Here is a 16341-nt window from a genome sequence, read left to right on the forward strand (position 1 = left end):
CGCTTGAACAGTTCCCACAACTCATCTGGCACGAGACGCTCAACGATCCCCACGACGCCAGACTATCGAACACGCCAAATGAGACGACGTCTAAGCCGATCAAGTCCGACGACGCGCGCCTGCAGAGCCGCGCTGCTGACGTCGCCGTCCTCGTCACGACGAGCACGTTCACGAAGGCCGCCGCCCAGTACGGGGACGGTATGGGCATCGGCCTCTACGACGGGGATGCACTCGGCGGGTGGGCGTCCCGCACCGGCCCGGCACCCTGGCACTGACCGTACCGCGCGTCTTCAGCGCTGCGCGGCGACGGCGTCCGTGTACAGCTCCCGCGTCAGATCCTCAGGCCCGATACCCAGGTCGGTGAGGACGGCGCGGATGTCGTCGAGGGCCGTGCTCACCTCGTCCTCGTCGACGAGGGTCTCGACCTCGAGGAAAGTGCCGTTGAGTTCGGGGACGCGTACGAGTGTGGCGAGCATGTGCCGGCCGTGGGCGGTGAAGTCGTAGTTCCGGCATCGCTTCTCGAACGCGATGACCGGGGCGTGCCCGAGGCCGCGCAGGATGGCGTGCGCCGACTCGGTGTCCTCGACGCGGGTCTCGTGCTCGGGCTTTGACCCGGATGCCTCATCGACCACGGCGCCCTTGTACGTGAGGACCGTGCGCGTGCCGTCCGCTCCGTGAACGGTCCGCACCCGCAGTTCCTCGCCAGCCTTGTCGAGTGAGCCGTCCGGCCGGTCGTAATAGGTGTCCTGGTACACCTCGATGCGGGCCGTCGCCATCTTGTCGAGTCGCTGCATGACTGCCTCGGGCGCATGCACGCGCGCCTTCAACTCCGCCTCGATCACCAGCGATACCCCTTTCAGACCGTGCGCTGCGCGCCGTCGATGACTGCCTCGAACATCCTGCGGAACCCCTTGAACAGGGGGCCGTGTGGTGTCTCCATGACCTTGTACGTCGCCGACTCGTGGCCTTCCCACCCGGCGTCGAAGGCGCCGATGAACAGGGTGGAGTCCGTGCGGATGAGCCGCCAGGTGGGCAGCATCCGGTACCGCCACACACTGATATCGCAGGAGTCGGCCAGTTCCCGCAACCGTGCCTCGGCGAGCCGGACTCCGCTCGCCAGGGATTCGGGAGACTCCCCGATCTCGGCCGCCCGCCGGGCCAGGGCGTCGCTGTCGGGGTCGAGGAGCGCGACCCGGATACGCAGGCCCTTGCCGCCCTGATCGCGTGGCAGGCAGGCACGTAGGAGGCTGTCGTTCAGCCCGATCAAGCCCAGCCCGCGCACCGCGAGGACGTCCAGCTCTGTGGCCTCGCGGGCCTGCTGCCGGATCTCCTCGCCCGCCGACGTCTGCGCCGCGAACACGCGCACAACCTCGGGGAATGCGGCCAAGTCGAAAGCGGCACCGCCGGACCGCTTCTCGCGGCTCGCAGCAAGCCCGAGCAGATGGCGCGCGTCGTCCGGCATGTGGAGTCCGTCCGCGATCCGCTCGTACACGTCGAGGCGGGACACCTCCCGGCGGCCGTTGATGATCTCGTTGACGCGGCCCTGCGTCATGTCCGTCGCCGTGGCGATACGGGACTGGCTTGCGCCCGCGTACTGCTGCACGTACCGGAACACGGCGCCCACGTCACGGGCGCGCAATGCCTGTCTCACCTCGGCCCGCTCCCAAGCCCAGTTGGGTAACTCGATCGGCTCCAGCGTGATCGGCACGGCGCGCCCCGGTATCCACAGGCGGGATGGAAAGTCATCTCACGGTGAGATTACCGGCAGGGGATCGTGCGGACACCGCCTGTAACAAGACGCTGCAGGTATGCAGAAAACTCCCCCGCTGGAATGGCTGCCCACCGGGCGCACCGTGTCGATGAGGCCCGCCGGAAGGTGGTGGGACGCCGTGCAGGTGCCGCGCAGCATGGGACTTGACGCGCTCGGCCATCTCGCAGGCGCGACCGGCGCCGTGATCGAGGACCCCGGCGGGGGCTTGCTGTACTGGCTGATCCCGACGGGCAGCGCCTATACCTGGCAGATGCCCCCGGGCGCGCAGGTGACCGTGCTGGGCGAAACCAACCACCTGATCGTGCCCGGCCCGCAGCGCACCTCCGGCCCGCACTGGCGCATCCCGCCGACCCGCGGCAACACCCTCACCGACCCGTCCACGCTGCACGACGCGCTCACCGAAGCCGCGGCACGCGCCGTAGGGCAGCGCAGTGCGCCGCAGCCGTGAAGGGGCGGCCGATACCGCCGCCCGTCACAGAGCTGACCTGGGCGCAGTACTCCGGGTGGGCGTGCTGCTGGTGCGGCATACGCCTCCAGCACGGCGCCGTGAGCGCGGGCATAGCCCGTGGCAGCGCGGGCGCTCATGTCCTGGACGTCGACGTGTACGCCTGCCCGGCCTGCGCCAGCGAACCGCCCGAGTGACACCGCCCCGTCCCCGGAGACGAGTGGCCATCCCAAGACTCCCGTCCGTGTGCTCGCACGTGGTCGGGTGGAGAACAGCCCGAGCACCATCAACCGCAGGAGGCAGACATGCCCGAGGCAGTCATCCCGTTCGGTGCCCGCGCCGAACGCACCCCGTACACCGTGACCCTGGCGGCCGGATCATTCACCTACGACCGGGTACGCCAGGCCAACGTCAGCACCGACGGTTCCCTGTGGAGCCGCTCCAGCACCCTCGCCGGGAGCTGCACGAACACCAACTGGGACAGCACGAACGACGACACGGCCGACCCGTACCTGATGCGGTGACACAGCATCTGTCCGGCGGCCCGGTGCTGGTCGTCACCAAGGAACTGGATCCCACGGCGGACCTGGTGGTGGACGAACTGACGTCCCGGCGCGTGCCGGTGATGCGGTTCGACATGGGGGACTTCCCCCGGTCCATCTCGTTGTCCGCCGGGCATGCCGCAGCGCCCTGGGCGGGGATCCTGGCTGACGAGTACCGCTCCGTGCGGCTGGAGGAGGTGAGGGCCGTCTACTACAGGCGGCCCCGCCTTCCCGCCGCATCCGAGGAGCTGCGCGAGCCCCACCGCGGCTGGGCCAAGGAGCAGGCCCTCGCCGGGCTGCTCGGCACGCTGTACGCACTGCCGGTGACGTGGGTCAACCGGCCCGATGTGGACGGCATCGCCTCCCACAAGCCGGGCCAGCTGCCCGTGGCCTCGGCGCACGGGCTGCGCACACCCCGTTCCCTGATCACCACCGACCCGCAGGCAGCCCGCGCGTTCTGCGAGGAGGTGAACGGCCCGGTGATCTGCAAACCCCTCATGGGCGGACCGCTGGAATACCCGGACGGACGCCGCACCGGGGTGCCCACGAGCCTGATCGACCCTTCCACCATCGACGAGTCCGTCACCCTGACCGCGCACCTGTTCCAAGAGTGGATTCCCAAGGCATATGAGGTGCGGCTGACCGTGGTGGGAACGGACATGTTCGCAGCCCAGATCCACGCGGGCAGCGACGCCGCCCGCATCGACTGGCGCAGCGACTACGACGCTCTCACCTACGACGTGTGCAAAGTGCCGGACGACGTGCGGGCCGGTGTGCTGGGCTGGCTCGACCACTTCCACCTCAACTTCGGCGCGTTCGACTTCGCCGTCACCCCGTCCGGTGACTGGGTGATGTTCGAGTGCAACCCGTCCGGGGAGTGGTCCTGGATCGAGAACAGGACGGGCCTGCCCATCGCCGCGCACATCGCTGATCTACTTGCCAAGGGGCGACCATGACGACAGACACCGACGAACGCGCCCGGCAACTGCGCACGGCACTGGCCGATGCCCTCGAGGCCAGCGGCCAACTCCGCGATCGCACGTGGCGCAGGGTGTTCGAGACCGTTCCCCGGCATGCGTTCGTGCCGGAGTTCTGGACCCTCACCGCCGACGGGGGACCGGAGCACGTGACGGCCACGGCTCCGGACTGGCTTGAGCTGGTGTACGCGGACGAGGCGCTCGCCACGCAGATGACCGACGGCATCGCCACCTCGTCATCGACCGCGCCGGGCCTCATGCTCGGGATGCTCCAGGCCCTCGACGTCGACGACGGCCACCGGGTACTGGAAGTGGCCACCGGAACCGGCTACAACGCCGGGCTGCTGGCCGAGCGGCTGGGCAGCCATCAGGTGGTCACGGTGGAAGTGGACCCGGCCTTGGCGCGGCTGGCCGGGACGCGGCTACGCGGCTGCGGCTACACCCCGCTCGTCATCGCGGGGGACGGCCGCGACGGCCATCCGGGGCGGGCGCCGTATGACCGGCTGATCGCCACCTGCGGCTTCACCACGATCCCCGCGCCGTGGCTGGAGCAGGTCCGGCCGGGCGGCCTGATCGTGTGCCCGCTTGGCTGGGGCACGGTGCGCCTGGTCGTCGACGACGACCGTGCGGAGGGGCATTTCCTGTCCACGGGCTCGTACTTCATGACCGTGCGGGACGCGGGCACCACCGGCACCGCCAAGCACCCCGGCCGGCCCAGCGTCACCACTGACCGGGCCACGACGCTGGAGTTGACGGCCCTCGCCGATGACGAGGGGTTTCGGTTCATGCTGTCCCTCGCCGTGCCCGACACTGCTTTCGCCTCCGAGCGCGGCGACGACGGCCAGGTGACTGCCGTGGAACTGTGGGGCGCCGATGGGGCGTGGGCGCGGGCCGAGGGCGGGACGGTCCGTCAGGCAGGCCCGCGGATGCTGTGGGACGCGGTGGAGGCTGCACATGAGGTGTACGCCGAGCATGGCAAGCCCGCCCGGGACCGGTTCGGCGTTACCGTCACCGCCGGGGGCCAACTCATCTGGCTCGACTCCCCGAACAAGCCGATCCCGCAGGCCGCGCCCTAGGGGCAGGCGGGACAGACAAGCCCCCGCCTGGCGGCCCGCTGCCCCCTCCGTAGCGGGCCGTCGGCGTCCTCCGGACCACCCAGCCACCCGCCGACACCCTTCACACATGCCGCACGAACGGGATGAAACGCCAATGAAGTTGACCGCTTACACCGCCCTGCAAGGCGCCTCCATCGTCGTCGCACTCGGCGAGCGCGGACACGTCGCCCTACTCACCGACGGCGACGACGAACACCTCTTCATCCCCGGCGGCCGTCAGGAACCGGGCGAGGACCCGGAAGCCTGCGCCCGGCGCGAGGCCCGCGAGGAAGCCGGTGTCGCAGCCGCATCATGGACACACCTGGGCACCTACACGATCGCCCCGTCCGGCACCGCCCGCGTGTCCCTGTACCTCGCCCGCGGCCTGACACTGGGACCACAGGAACTCACCGACACCGAAGCTGACTACAAGGTGCAGTGGTGGCCCTTGGATGACGCGATCACCGCGGCGGTTGAAGGCCGCTTCCACCTCCCCGCCGGACCGCTCGCCCTCCTCTTGGCGCAGCGGATCGTCAGCCAGCACTGATGTCAGGTCGCAACGAACCTTGAGCAGTCTCACCGAAGTCTGGGCACTGGCTACGCCACAGACCGGAGCGGCGTCTCGCTACGAACTAGATACATCAATTGCGCGTTCTGTAGCAGCCGCGGACTCAGCGAGCGCACGGACAACGAGCAGTGCCGTCTCCTCGTCGCGGATTCCCGTCGACTCCTCCTGCTCCACGAGCATTTCCGCCGCTACGTGGGCCGTGGCACGCGCCAGCGAGTACTCCCCCAAGACCAGATCCCGTCCGACGATCTCGACGACAGCCTCGAGGGCGGGCACGACGTCGTACAGGCTCTTGCCATCTGCCCACACGGCTTCCCGGGGGCTCGGGTCCTCAGTCATGAACGAGATCTTCTCAAGGATCACGGGGCCACGCACAGCAGCCAGGGCGAAGGTACCCGGTGGGACCGGGACACGTGGCCGACCCTTGGCGTGGATGCAGAGCATCTAGGGCCAGCCCAACAGCCTGACACCGTTCCTGAAAGAAACAGTGTTCCGGCTCCCGGATCGGATCACGTAGCCATGTGAGCACCATGACCCCCGCCCGCAGACGGCAGGGGCCGCTGCGTTTCAGCCCCTGTGCGCGCCCGCCGTCGCGCTCGGCTCGGGTTCGTCCGTGGGGACCTTCTGCAGTGCGGTGAGCACGTCGGGCTGCTGCACCAGGGTGACCAGCTGCTGCTGGGTGAGCAGGGTGCCGTTCGGCGCGTGCTCGCCGAGTGCGCCATTGGTGTCCTCCAGGCCGAATGCCTGCCCTTCCTGCGTCACGGCCGTCACCGAGACTGAGCCGCCCGGCCCGCTCCCGTTGTTGATCACAGTGGCCCAGCCCCGGGAGCCGTCGGGCAGGTCGACGGGCTGGCAGTGGCTCGCGTAGTGGGAGTGCGTGCACGGGTTGGGGAGGCCGGCCAGGTTCTGGCGGCCCACCACAGCGCCCAGGCTGGTGACGGTGCCGTCCGGATGCGTGAGACGGAAGTCGGTCGGTCCGGAACCAAGGGCGATCCTCGTCGAGGCGGGGAGGTGAGCCTTCAGGGCCGTGTACAGCTGTGCCTGCACGGCCTTCAGCTTCCCCTGGGACTGGTCGTGCGGGGGGAGCGCCGGGGTGGAAGCCTGACCCGCGAGGACAGGGGCCTCGGCCTGGGGCGAGGTGGTGCGGGCAAGGGTCTGCGTCAGGCCCAGACCGACCGTGACCGCCGCGACTGCGGCGCAGCTGCCCGCGATGGCCGCGGCGCGGCGTCGCTTGCGGCGCTTGCCCTCGGTCAGGATCGCTGCCATGTCGGGGCCGTCTCCGCCTGCATCTCCCGCCAGGGCGCGGTCAAGCATCGTCTTGGTGTCCAGGGGTTCGTCGTTCATGAGTGGGGTGTCTCCTCGGGGGCGAGCAGGATGCGCATGCGTTCCAGGCCGCGTGCGGTGTCCGAGCGGACGGTGGCGGGGTTTCGGCGCAGCAGTCGTGCGGTCTCGGCTACGTCGAGGTCGTACCAGAACCGCAAGACGAGCGCCGCGCGCTGCATGGGCGTGAGCCCGGCCAGTGCGCGGGTGAGGGCCTCACGCTCCTCCCACGCCGGCGTTTCTTCCTTCGCCGTGTCCGGTAGTTCGCCGGGCATGTGCTCGTGGCTGGAGTGCTTGCGGGTGTGGTCGATGTAGCAGCGGATGAGGGTGCGCCGGACATAGGGGTAGGCCGCTTGGCGGCGGTGCAGGGTGCGCCAGCGCGGGTAGCAGCGGATCAGTGCGGTCTGGGTGAGGTCTTCGGCCAGGTGCCAGTTCCCGCACAGGAGGTAGGCGGCTTGCCGCAGCTGCTGCCAGTGCGCGCGGGCGAACTGCTCGAACTCCTCATCGTGGCGTGTCCGCACTGACCCTCCGGCTCATTGCTGCGTGATCGTCTGTCATCGGAGTAGACGGGGTGGGGGCGGCTGGGCGTTGCACGCGGTCACGTCTCCACAGGGTGGAAATGCTCACCCTGTGAGAAAGCTTAAAGATGAGTCATCGAGTTATTAAGTATCGGGAAAATGCCCGTCAACTGGAATTGTGAAGTCCCTGTGTGACATGAAACATGACTAATCGGTTTGACGTCGCCTTTTTCGATTAGGCAAGATCATCCCCCTGGAGCTCCGGAAGCCGCGAGAGACCCAGTCCGGAAGCGAGCGGGGGGCTCCTTCTCTCAACTGAGTAAGTGAAAGGCAAGACACGCATGCGTGCAGGTAAAAAAGCGAAAGCCTTCGTTTCGGCTGGAGCGGCGATTGTTGCCGTGGCCGGAATGGCGACGACGGCCGACGCGGCCGGGGGAAACACCACCACGCCGGTAAAGTCCCAGGCTGCCGCGTCGGGGCACCAGAAGAATCCTTTCGCCCACGCGGTCACATACCACTACAACCCGAAGGCCAAGCTCGGATCGTGGGAGAACCCCATCATCCTCAAGGGGACCAAGGGAATCCCTGGCTTGAAGTCCTCGAAGTTCCCCCTCCACTCCACCGGCATGAAGCCGAACACTGCGTCGGTGTACAACAACTGCGGCATCAGCGGCACGTACTACTGCAACGCAGAGTCCACCAGCATCGGCAACATCGTCATGGCCACCAGCCTTTCCGGGGGCCACGAATACGCGATCGCCAAGGGCTGGTCCAGCTCCTCGGACTACTGGGTCTACATGGACCGCAGCTCGGACGGCGGTTTCTCGTGGACCGGCCACATCGATGAGCAGATCAATTCCACCGACTGGACAACCCCGGCGATCTACGACGGCCCTCCCTACGAGACCCGGGCCTGCCTCTACGACGCCGTAAAGTCGCTCGTCGTCTGCGACGCCTGGCACTGACCTTTCTAGACGCCAAAAACACCTCGACCAGACATTGAATTCGGTCGAGTGACAGGCGTGGCGCATTTACCAGGCCCGGTCAATACGCCAGGAAAATGCGCCACGCCCTTCGAACGATGAAAGCCCCTCATGAGTCTTGTCGCCACCAGGCCCCCACCGGCCACAGCTGAAACCCACACGAGCGAACCCGGTCCGGGAAGCGGAACACGAGCATGGTGGGCCTGGGCGGCCGGCCTATACGCCCTGTACGCGCTCTTCAGCCTCGCCCAGCACCACCGCCTGGGCACCACCGGCTATGACCTGGGGATCTTCACCCAAGCCGTGCGCGGCTACGCCCACTTCGGTGCCCCGATCGCGGACCTGAAGGGCTGGGGGTACAACCTCTACGGCGACCACTTCCACCCGATCCTGATCCTGCTGGTACCCCTGTACTGGATATGGCCCAACGCCCAGGCTCTCCTGGTCGCGCAGGCAGCCCTGATCGCGGTCGCGACCGTGCCCCTGGCCCGGCTCGCCGCCAGCCGCGGCGGCCGTGCGGCCGGACACGCGACAGCCGCCGCATACGGACTGTCCTTCGGCGTCCAGGGCGCCGTCTCGTTCGACTTCCACGAGGTGGCCTTCGCCGCCCCACTGCTCGCCTTCAGCCTCGCCGCACTGTCCGAACGGCGTATGAAGGCCGCGGCAGCGTGGGCGCTGCCCCTGTTGCTGGTCAAGGAAGAACTGGCCCTGATGGTCGCGGTGATCGGCGCGATCATGATCTGGCGCGGCGCACGCCGCCTGGGGCTGGCCCTGACCGGGATCAGCGTCATCGTCTTCACGCTGGTGGTCGGGGTGCTCATACCGGCGTTCAACCCGCAGCACGTCTACCCCTACATGAACAGCGCCGCTACGGGCGGCTCACTCAGCAGCAGCCGCAGCATCTTCAGCCGCCTGACCGACGCCCCGGAAATGATGTTCTCCCCCTCGCAGAAGATCATCACCCTGCTGCTGCTCGGGGCCCTGACCTGCTTCCTCGCCCTGCGATCACCCTTGATCGCCATCGCGCTGCCCAACATCGCAGTGCGGTTCCTCTCCGACAGCCCCGCCTACTGGGGCACCGGACTGCAGTACAACCTCCCGTTGATGCCCGTCCTGATCGCCGCCGCCTGGGACGCACAGCCCGCCTGGACCCGCAGCCGCGTCCCCCTCGCCCGGACACTAGCCCACCGGGCCGGCGCCGCCCTGCTGTGCGCGGCAGCACCCCTGGCCCCCGCCCAGCCCTTGCAGGACTTCCTCCTCCACCCCGTGCGATCCTTCAGCACCGACGCTCACGCGAAGGCTGCGTACGCGCTGATGCGCCAGATCCCCGACGGGGCGGCCGTGGAGGCCACCAACCACCTCAGCCCCCACCTCGCTGAACGCACCCGCGTCTTCACCTGGCCCCTCGTCCAGCACACCGCGGACTGGGTCATCCTCGACGTCAACGAGTACTGGCCCACCTCGTTCGAGCAGAACCAGGCCCACCTCACAGACCTGCTCCACCACGGCTACCGGCAGATCGACGCCCAGGACGGAATCTTCCTCCTCCACCGCGAATGAGGCGGCGTCATCCGGGGATCACGTAGGCCCGCGCGAACCAGCACCGTGTCCGACCCGACATCGGTGACGTAGGCGTGGGTGCCGTCGGGGTGATGGCCACACCGGCCGGAAAGCTGCCGACGGGGACGAGGGTGGTGACCGTTTTCGTGGCTCCCTCTTCCGCCTGAACCTGAACAAGAGGTCGGTCTCGGTGACCGCCGGTACGCGGGGCGGTCCGAAGCGGACGTGGTCCACGACCGGCCGCGTCACGACGTCGATGAATCTGCCCGGGCCGTTCTCGTACCGCTCCACCCGCACCCGCCGCCGCTGACACTGGCGGCCTCACCGGACCCCGCCGCATATCCCTGGCGGGGCCGTCGGCCGCTAGGCGAGATCGAACAGGGTCGCTTGCGCCGGTGATGCGCCGGCCGGGCTCGCCGCGTAGTTGTCGACGACGTCCAGGACGAGCGCCATCACCGTGTCCTCGAAGTACTCACGGCCCCGTACCGGGGGCGCTCCCTGCTGCCTGGAGTGCTGCTCTGACGGCGCGTTCGAGGTGCAGGGCGCCGGGGACGTCTTCCAGGAGCCGCACGACGCGCGTGAAGCCGCTCCGGGCATGGGCCTTGATCCGGGGCCTGGGGTCACCGGACGTGATCCCGAACTTGACGTGCGCGTTCTCGTCGTCCACCACGACATAGAACACGTCCCACACGCTGCCCTTGCAGAACCGGCACAGGCCACCTCCCTGTTGCAAGCTCGCAGGCCGAGGGGTGGGTTCATGGCCTGCCTTGCACCGCACCAGGTGCGGGGTGTGGACACCGAGCCATTCACTCTCCAACACGGTGCCCCCGAGCTTGGCCACCCGCTCCCAGAAATCCCGCTTGGTCACCTCCGGGTCCAACCCCGCGCACGAGCGGCAGATCCCTCGCCCCTCCCGCACGTTGGAGGGCATGATCGGGCGTTCGTGGCCTTCCACGCACCGGATCCGGTGCGGTGTGTGGACGCCGAGCCAGCTGGTCTCCAGGACGACTCCGCCGAGTGCGGCGACGCGCTCCCGGAACTTGCGCCACGCCTCTTCTGGATCCTGGCCTACGCAGGTCTGGCAGGGCCCTTGCCCATTGAGCACGTCCCCAGCCCGGGGGTTGCAGTCGTGCCCGGCCGCGCACCGCACCCGGTGCGGTTTGTCGCGGCCGAGCCAGACCGGCTCCAGTACCTCTCCGCCGAGCTCGGCCACCCGCTCCCGGAACTTGCGCTCCGCTTCCTTCGGGTCATTGCCCGCACACCGCCCGCAGATCCCTTGGCCTTTGCTCACGACGTTGTTGGGTGTGGGGTTGTTTTCGTGGCCTTCCTTGCACCGCACGAGGTGTGGCTTGATGGCGCCGAGCCAGACGGGTTCCAGGACTTCCCCGCCTTCCTCGGCCACGCGTTCCCGGAACTTCCGTTCCGACTGCCTGGATCTCTCGGAGCGTGGCCGTCCGGCACTCATGGGGTGGTCAGCCTCCTGCGGCGGTTCCGGAAGGGCCGGGCCGGATGGGCGCGGCAACTACCCTCCGGCAGAGCGCCGTTCACCCTATATCCGGACCTTGTTCACAGGTTCCACATAGGCGTGAGACCCATACCAGAACGGCGGCGGCAGCCGATGTCCCAGACATCGTCAGTCTCAACGGGGAAGGCCCGCACGGCGATATCCGTGCGGGCCTTCACGTTCGGGTCGGGCGCGGCTCCGCTTCAGCTTCTAAAGCCCTGCGACGGGGTTGCGTTCCCAGCGGTCGCCTTCTTCCAAGTAGCCGAGGAGGGCGCGGGAGCCGTCGGCCCAACCGCCGTGACGGCCGATGTGTGGCCGGCAGCCCTGAGCCGGAGGAGTTCACTGTCACCGTCTCTCCGGACGGACACGCCTACCGCTGGTAGGACCACCCCGGCCCGGCGGCCTAACCCCCGGAGGCCCCGGTGAACGGCCCACTGCGCTCCCATTCCGCAGCGGGCCGTACGGCGTCTTCAGGACCGCATGATCTATTCGGCTCAGGCGCCCGCGCTACGGGGCTCTTCGCCGTCATAGGCGGCCAACGCTTCCTGACGGTATTCCAGCAGGGCGCCGAGTACCTCGGGGGTCACGTCCCCCTGGGCCAGCGCCACCGTGGCCCTTGCCTCGACCGAGGCCCACGCTTGCCGGGCGCGTTTGTTGCCGCGGCGCCTGCCGTCGCAGCGCAGGAAACTCGATCCCGCTGTGAGCCCGGCGGAGGCCAGGGCGGCGATGGCGGCGGGAACGCGCACCTGAGCCGAGGCGAGCCCTGTCGCTCCCGCTACGCCCGCAAGCAGGGCTGCAGGGAAGCCGAGAGCTATGTCCATCCTGGCCCAGAAGTCAGCCCGGCGGTGGGCGAGTGTTCTCTGACGCATCGCCTCGTCCTTGAGTTGCTCGACCTCGGCGCGCAGGCTGCGGGCGGATTCGTCCGGACCCGGGCGCGCAGTTGTGTCGGCGGAAGTGGCCATGCGCGAATCCCAACACCTCTGCGCTGAAAGGGATTTAGCAACTTCTGACAGCCTTCGGGCGTCCGGTTTGGAGTGCAGGTCGGGCCGGGTGCGGTCGCACGCCTGGGGGCTGTGAAGTGCGTCTCCCCGGGGCCGCTGTCAACGCTCAGTGGGTGACGGGATGCAGCGCGTCCATGCCGACCATGATCGTTCTCATCGGGATTTCCTGTACCGCAACTACTCACAGCTGGTCTCGTGCTCAGAGTCCCGCGACGGGGTTGCGTTCCCAGCGGTCGCCTTCCTCCAGGTAGCCGAGGAGGGCGCGGGAGCCGTCGGCCCAGCCGCCGTGCCGGCCGATTCGTTCGAGGGTGTGGCCTGCGCGGCGGGCGGCGGTGGCGAAGCCTCTGCGGAGGCTGTGGCCGGTCCACTTGCCGGTGTATCCGGCGCGGTTGGCGGTGCGGGTGACGATGTCGGCGGCGGCCTGGGCGGTCAGCCGCCCGTCGGTGGCGCCTATGGTCTGGCCGCGACGGGTCAGGGGCGGGGCGATACGGCCGTGACGGTCGACGCGCACGAACACCGGCCCGGCGGTACGGGCTTCGGCAGCGAGCGCGGCGAGCAGGGCTCGGGTGGCGCGTACGGGGCAGGTGGCGGGGTTGGAGCCGTAAGGGACGGCGACCTCGTCGTGCCGCTTGAGCTTGCGCCGGTACACCGTCACCAAGAGCCCGTCCTCACTCTCCACCAGGTCGCCGAGGTCGAGGGCGACCAGCTCGGAGACGCGGGCCGCGCACGCGTCTCCGAGGAGCAGCAGCACGGCGTCCCGTTTCCCGGCGAGGGTGTTACACCCACGTAGCATCAGTGCTCGCGAACGACGCGGCGAAGCGGATGGGAGACGCCCTGTGGGGGTGAGGTTTGTACTGCCGATTGCGGCAATAGCAACTAGCACTGCAACTAGCCCGAAACGAGAACAGCGGCTTCCTCGGGGAAACCGCTGGTCAGAGGTGGAGCCGCCTTCGGGATTCGAACCCGAGACCTACGCATTACGAGTTGTCCGATCTTGGTCCAGAGGCGTCCACGGGCGTTCGCAGTGAGGCTCGCGCGCCTGGTCAGAGATACTGCCGGACTTCCGTGGACGCCTGCGGATCGCCCTGGAACAGACAGGCGTTGAGACCGCAGTTGAGACCACGAGGCCTATTCACGGGGTTTCGGTGAGCTGCCCGTGATCATGAAGGTGTCCCTGCTCGGTAGCGTGACCGTTGCGAAGAAGACGTCAGGAAGCTACTGGGGCAGGGCCGTTCAGCTGGAATGTCATGACTGGGCTGGATACCGATCAACTTGACGGGTTGGTGGCACGGGTTCATCAGGAACTCGTGGAGGATCCGGACCCGCCGGTGGTGCCGGGGCGGATGTGGGCGCTGGGGTTGTACAAGTCGGTGGTACTGGTGCTGTTCCTGCTCCGGCAGAACCCGGTCCAGGAGGCGGCTGCGGAGTTGCTCGGTGTCTCCCAGGCCACCGTCTCCAGACGGTGGACCGCCCTGATGTCGGTGGTGGAGAAGATCCTGGCCGGCCATGTTCCCGATCTCGCCGAGGCGTCTGCCGGCCGTATCGTCCTGGTGGGCAGAACCCTGGTCACGACCTGGGACTGGGCGAGCCAGGGCAGCACGATGTTCTCCGGCAAGCACCGCGACACCGGCTTCAACGTGCAGGTCGCCGCCACCCTGGCCGGGGACCTCCTCGCGGTCTCCGCACCCTTCCCGGGCTCCCGCCACGACATGCACGCCTGGCGCCACTCCGGCTTCCCCGAGGCGTTCACCGACCGGGAGGGCATAGGCGATCTGGGCTACATCGGCTCCGGCATGCTCACCTGAATAGGCCTCCATGAACTATCGCTTCTTCGAGCAGGACGTCCTCTCAGACCGGGCCGGCAGTCGAGATTCTCGCGGACGCCGACTACCAGGGCCTGGGCGCCCAGACCGGCGGACGCGTGGTGACACCACCCCACCGCAAGTTCAAGAAGAACGCACCGGACCGATACGAGGAGATGCACGAACCTCGGCACGACAGATGTGATCACCGAGCCACACCGAGATCCCCGACATCTCACCACCAACCATGCACAACCGCGCTACTTCAATTCGCCCGGCCAATGGATTTGGAAATCACAACCAGTCCATAGTGCTATCACCCGTTGGACAATCGTCCATTGAAATTTTGCTCTCAACCTTTGAGTCGTCGATCACGCACCCACCATCCTTGTAATTTTGAAGGCGCCAGTACCCGCCCGTTTTATACTCGTCCCACTTCTGATAATCCCCATAATTGCACGAGTGCATGTAGGGCAAGCCAGTAGTGCGATTGAGATCCAAACAATTCCCTGGCTGATGGACAGCTTGTTCCGCCCAGTACCCATTACCCAAGTAAACGTCGTACCACTGCGCAGAAGAATTGCCGCAGCTAACCGCAATGACGTTCCCCCCGAGATAACCCAAGCAGTTTCCCGTATTACGGTTTCGCCAGGTAACATTCCCGTTCGCCGAGGCCGGACTGGATACCCCGATTGTGACTGCAAGAACGGTTGCGGCGGTCGCTAATACGCGAACCGCTCGGATTATTTTCATGTTCAATTCCCCTCTCGCCCCCTGGTGCGCAACGTTCACATGTTATTCGTTACTCGTTGGTGCTGCTTGTGTGAGCCCACTACACAGAGACCTCTCGACCAACCCGAGCCGCCGCCTTTCAACTACTCACCCCAAATGTAGATAACCCCATTGCCGTACGTGGTATAACAATGGTCGTAGGTCCACTCGCAAGCCAATAGCTTTTCGGCGACGCAATAGTTATTTTTGGTTGTCCACCCTGGGCATGTCCCATAGCGAGTATCTGCAAATGCCGGACTCGAGGTAGTCACAACGATTCCACCTGCACTGGCTATACACAACATGACGACAGTCGCGAGCCGACGTGCAATTTTCATACTCTCCTCCAGGCGGCCAGTAAGGGTAATTGCCTTTCGGAGGCCACGCTCCCGCAAACACAGAAAGTGAGTCAACTGTAAAACTAGCCACGCCATTTTATGCCCATCCAGGCGGCATGTCACGAATTGCAAACTGGGTGAATATGGCAAAAATGATCAATCGTACCATCTGGGACGGTCGTGGATTTCGCCTGAAAGCACCCATGTCCAGCCCGAAGAAGCTGCCGGACACGAGTACTGACGCGGGTCTCAGGAGTCGGCCGCGCTCGCAATGCCGACCTGGTTCGAGCATGCCAAGGCATATGCCCTGATGAACTGGCCCGAGGCAGCGGCCAAGCGCCGGTCGTGCATCGCGGAGTCTCTCGACGTTGTCACATCCGTCTTCGTCAACGCCTCGCAAGGGCGCCCCGACCCCAAAGCCGAACGAGCCGCGCTCTACCTACTGACTTCGGCTCGTTAGGGTGATCTTCCTCAAAGCGCCTGATGGGGCTGGGCTGTTGTCCGGCACCACCGGCGGGTCCGGATCCTCCACGAGTTCCTGATGAACCCGTGCCACCAACCCGTCAAGTTGATCGGTATCCAGCCCAGTCATGACATTCCAGCTGAACGGCCCTGCCCCAGTAGCTTCCTGACGTCTTCTTCGCAACGGTCACGCTACCGAGCAGGGACACCTTCGTGATCACGGGCAGCTCACCGAAACCCCGTGAATAGGCCTCCACGACCTCTTCGTCCCGAATTAGGCCCAGGAAGATCGCCGACCTGAGGTTCATACCAAAAACGCAGGTCAGGGTATTGGTGAGCGTTGGTCCTCGTCGGCACTTCAGAGTACCGATCTCAAGATCATCTCCAAGACTTCTCCAGAGCAGGGATGCGCTCCCGGGGGCAGGACAACGAACGGAGCTGGAGGGGTTCCCCTCTACGGGGCGATACCCGGGTTCACCTCGCACATCAAGTGGGCAGTCAACGCAGTGTGGTTGGCGCCTCAGCATGAAGCAACCGGAATGATTGGTCCGACCGATCGGGCTAGTAGATTGTTGCGGCTTAATTTTGCTGTGTGGTTGGGTAGAGGTGGCGCAGTTTCACGCGTGCGTCGTCGGTGGTGAAGTGCCAGTCGACTTGGCGCTGGTTGCTGTTGGTGTGCTGCTGC

Annotated in this window: 18 protein-coding genes; 10 read left to right on the forward strand and 8 right to left on the reverse strand. The window is 66.8% G+C overall.

Annotated features, from left to right (window positions below; translation table 11 throughout):
• Positions 1-275 (forward strand): restriction endonuclease (locus ABZ845_RS31090; protein ID WP_360986601.1); only part of this gene is annotated, 275 nt, incomplete at its 5' end.
• Positions 276-290: 15 nt separating this feature from the next.
• On the opposite strand, the gene cyaB is transcribed toward ABZ845_RS31090, so the two are convergent.
• Positions 291-842, reverse strand: coding sequence for a class IV adenylate cyclase (gene cyaB / locus ABZ845_RS31095; RefSeq protein WP_360986604.1), 552 nt, complete (start codon positions 840-842; stop codon positions 291-293).
• Between the two features lie 14 nt (positions 843-856).
• Entirely contained in the window at positions 857-1651 is a 795-nt protein-coding gene (locus tag ABZ845_RS31100; RefSeq protein WP_360986607.1) for a helix-turn-helix transcriptional regulator, read from the reverse strand.
• Between the two features lie 157 nt (positions 1652-1808).
• On the opposite strand from ABZ845_RS31100, the gene ABZ845_RS31105 reads away from it, so the two are divergent.
• From ABZ845_RS31105 to ABZ845_RS31125, 5 genes are all read left to right on the forward strand, one after another.
• Positions 1809-2219, forward strand: coding sequence for a hypothetical protein (locus ABZ845_RS31105; protein ID WP_360986610.1), 411 nt, complete (start codon positions 1809-1811; stop codon positions 2217-2219).
• A 302-nt stretch (positions 2220-2521) separates the two neighbouring features.
• Entirely contained in the window at positions 2522-2740 is a 219-nt protein-coding gene (locus tag ABZ845_RS31110) for a hypothetical protein (RefSeq protein WP_360986613.1), read from the forward strand.
• On the forward strand, positions 2737-3714 hold the full coding sequence (gene tgmB / locus ABZ845_RS31115) for an ATP-grasp ribosomal peptide maturase (protein WP_360986616.1): 978 nt from the start codon (positions 2737-2739) through the stop codon (positions 3712-3714). The genes ABZ845_RS31110 and tgmB overlap by 4 nt, the downstream gene beginning before the upstream one ends.
• Complete coding sequence (locus ABZ845_RS31120; RefSeq protein WP_360986619.1) at positions 3711-4811, forward strand: methyltransferase domain-containing protein; 1101 nt, start codon at positions 3711-3713, stop codon at positions 4809-4811. Before tgmB ends, ABZ845_RS31120 begins: the two co-directional genes overlap by 4 nt.
• Positions 4812-4944: 133 nt before the next feature.
• Complete coding sequence (locus ABZ845_RS31125; protein WP_360986622.1) at positions 4945-5376, forward strand: NUDIX domain-containing protein; 432 nt, start codon at positions 4945-4947, stop codon at positions 5374-5376.
• A gap of 78 nt (positions 5377-5454) precedes the next feature.
• Here ABZ845_RS31125 and ABZ845_RS31130 read toward each other — a convergent pair whose 3' ends face one another.
• From ABZ845_RS31130 to ABZ845_RS31140, 3 genes are all read right to left on the reverse strand, one after another.
• Positions 5455-5760 (reverse strand): hypothetical protein, encoded by a 306-nt coding sequence (locus ABZ845_RS31130; protein WP_360986625.1) that lies wholly within the window; start codon positions 5758-5760, stop codon positions 5455-5457.
• A 204-nt stretch (positions 5761-5964) separates the two neighbouring features.
• Positions 5965-6741, reverse strand: coding sequence for a hypothetical protein (locus ABZ845_RS31135; RefSeq protein WP_360986628.1), 777 nt, complete (start codon positions 6739-6741; stop codon positions 5965-5967).
• On the reverse strand, positions 6738-7238 hold the full coding sequence (locus ABZ845_RS31140; protein WP_360986630.1) for a SigE family RNA polymerase sigma factor: 501 nt from the start codon (positions 7236-7238) through the stop codon (positions 6738-6740). The genes ABZ845_RS31135 and ABZ845_RS31140 overlap by 4 nt, the downstream gene beginning before the upstream one ends.
• Positions 7239-7558: 320 nt before the next feature.
• Between ABZ845_RS31140 and ABZ845_RS31145 the strand changes: the two genes are divergently transcribed.
• The 3 genes from ABZ845_RS31145 (at position 7559) to ABZ845_RS31155 (ending at position 10088) form a co-directional block, all read left to right on the forward strand.
• Entirely contained in the window at positions 7559-8200 is a 642-nt protein-coding gene (locus tag ABZ845_RS31145) for a hypothetical protein (RefSeq protein ID WP_360986633.1), read from the forward strand.
• A gap of 129 nt (positions 8201-8329) precedes the next feature.
• A complete protein-coding gene (locus ABZ845_RS31150) occupies positions 8330-9778 on the forward strand; it encodes a DUF2079 domain-containing protein (RefSeq protein ID WP_360986636.1) in 1449 nt (482 codons plus the stop codon).
• Positions 9779-9941: 163 nt separating this feature from the next.
• Positions 9942-10088 (forward strand): DUF4236 domain-containing protein, encoded by a 147-nt coding sequence (locus ABZ845_RS31155; RefSeq protein WP_360986650.1) that lies wholly within the window; start codon positions 9942-9944, stop codon positions 10086-10088.
• Between the two features lie 162 nt (positions 10089-10250).
• Here the strand turns inward: ABZ845_RS31155 and ABZ845_RS31160 are convergent, their stop codons facing one another.
• The 3 genes from ABZ845_RS31160 to ABZ845_RS31170 all read right to left on the reverse strand — a co-directional run bounded on the left by ABZ845_RS31160 (position 10251) and on the right by ABZ845_RS31170 (position 13076).
• On the reverse strand, positions 10251-11180 hold the full coding sequence (locus ABZ845_RS31160) for a hypothetical protein (RefSeq protein ID WP_360986639.1): 930 nt from the start codon (positions 11178-11180) through the stop codon (positions 10251-10253).
• Between the two features lie 596 nt (positions 11181-11776).
• On the reverse strand, positions 11777-12244 hold the full coding sequence (locus ABZ845_RS31165; protein WP_360986642.1) for a hypothetical protein: 468 nt from the start codon (positions 12242-12244) through the stop codon (positions 11777-11779).
• Between the two features lie 238 nt (positions 12245-12482).
• Positions 12483-13076 carry a tyrosine-type recombinase/integrase gene (locus ABZ845_RS31170; protein ID WP_360986645.1) on the reverse strand — a complete coding sequence of 198 codons (594 nt, stop codon included), beginning with the start codon at positions 13074-13076 and terminating at the stop codon, positions 12483-12485.
• 454 nt (positions 13077-13530) lie between these two features.
• Here ABZ845_RS31170 and ABZ845_RS31175 point away from each other — a divergent pair, with 454 nt between their 5' ends.
• Positions 13531-14088 (forward strand): transposase family protein, encoded by a 558-nt coding sequence (locus tag ABZ845_RS31175; RefSeq protein ID WP_360986648.1) that lies wholly within the window; start codon positions 13531-13533, stop codon positions 14086-14088.
• The last annotated feature ends 2253 nt before the right edge of the window (positions 14089-16341 follow it).

It is taken from the genome of Streptomyces sp. NPDC047022, from assembly GCF_040644155.1.
Lineage (GTDB): Bacteria > Actinomycetota > Actinomycetes > Streptomycetales > Streptomycetaceae > Streptomyces.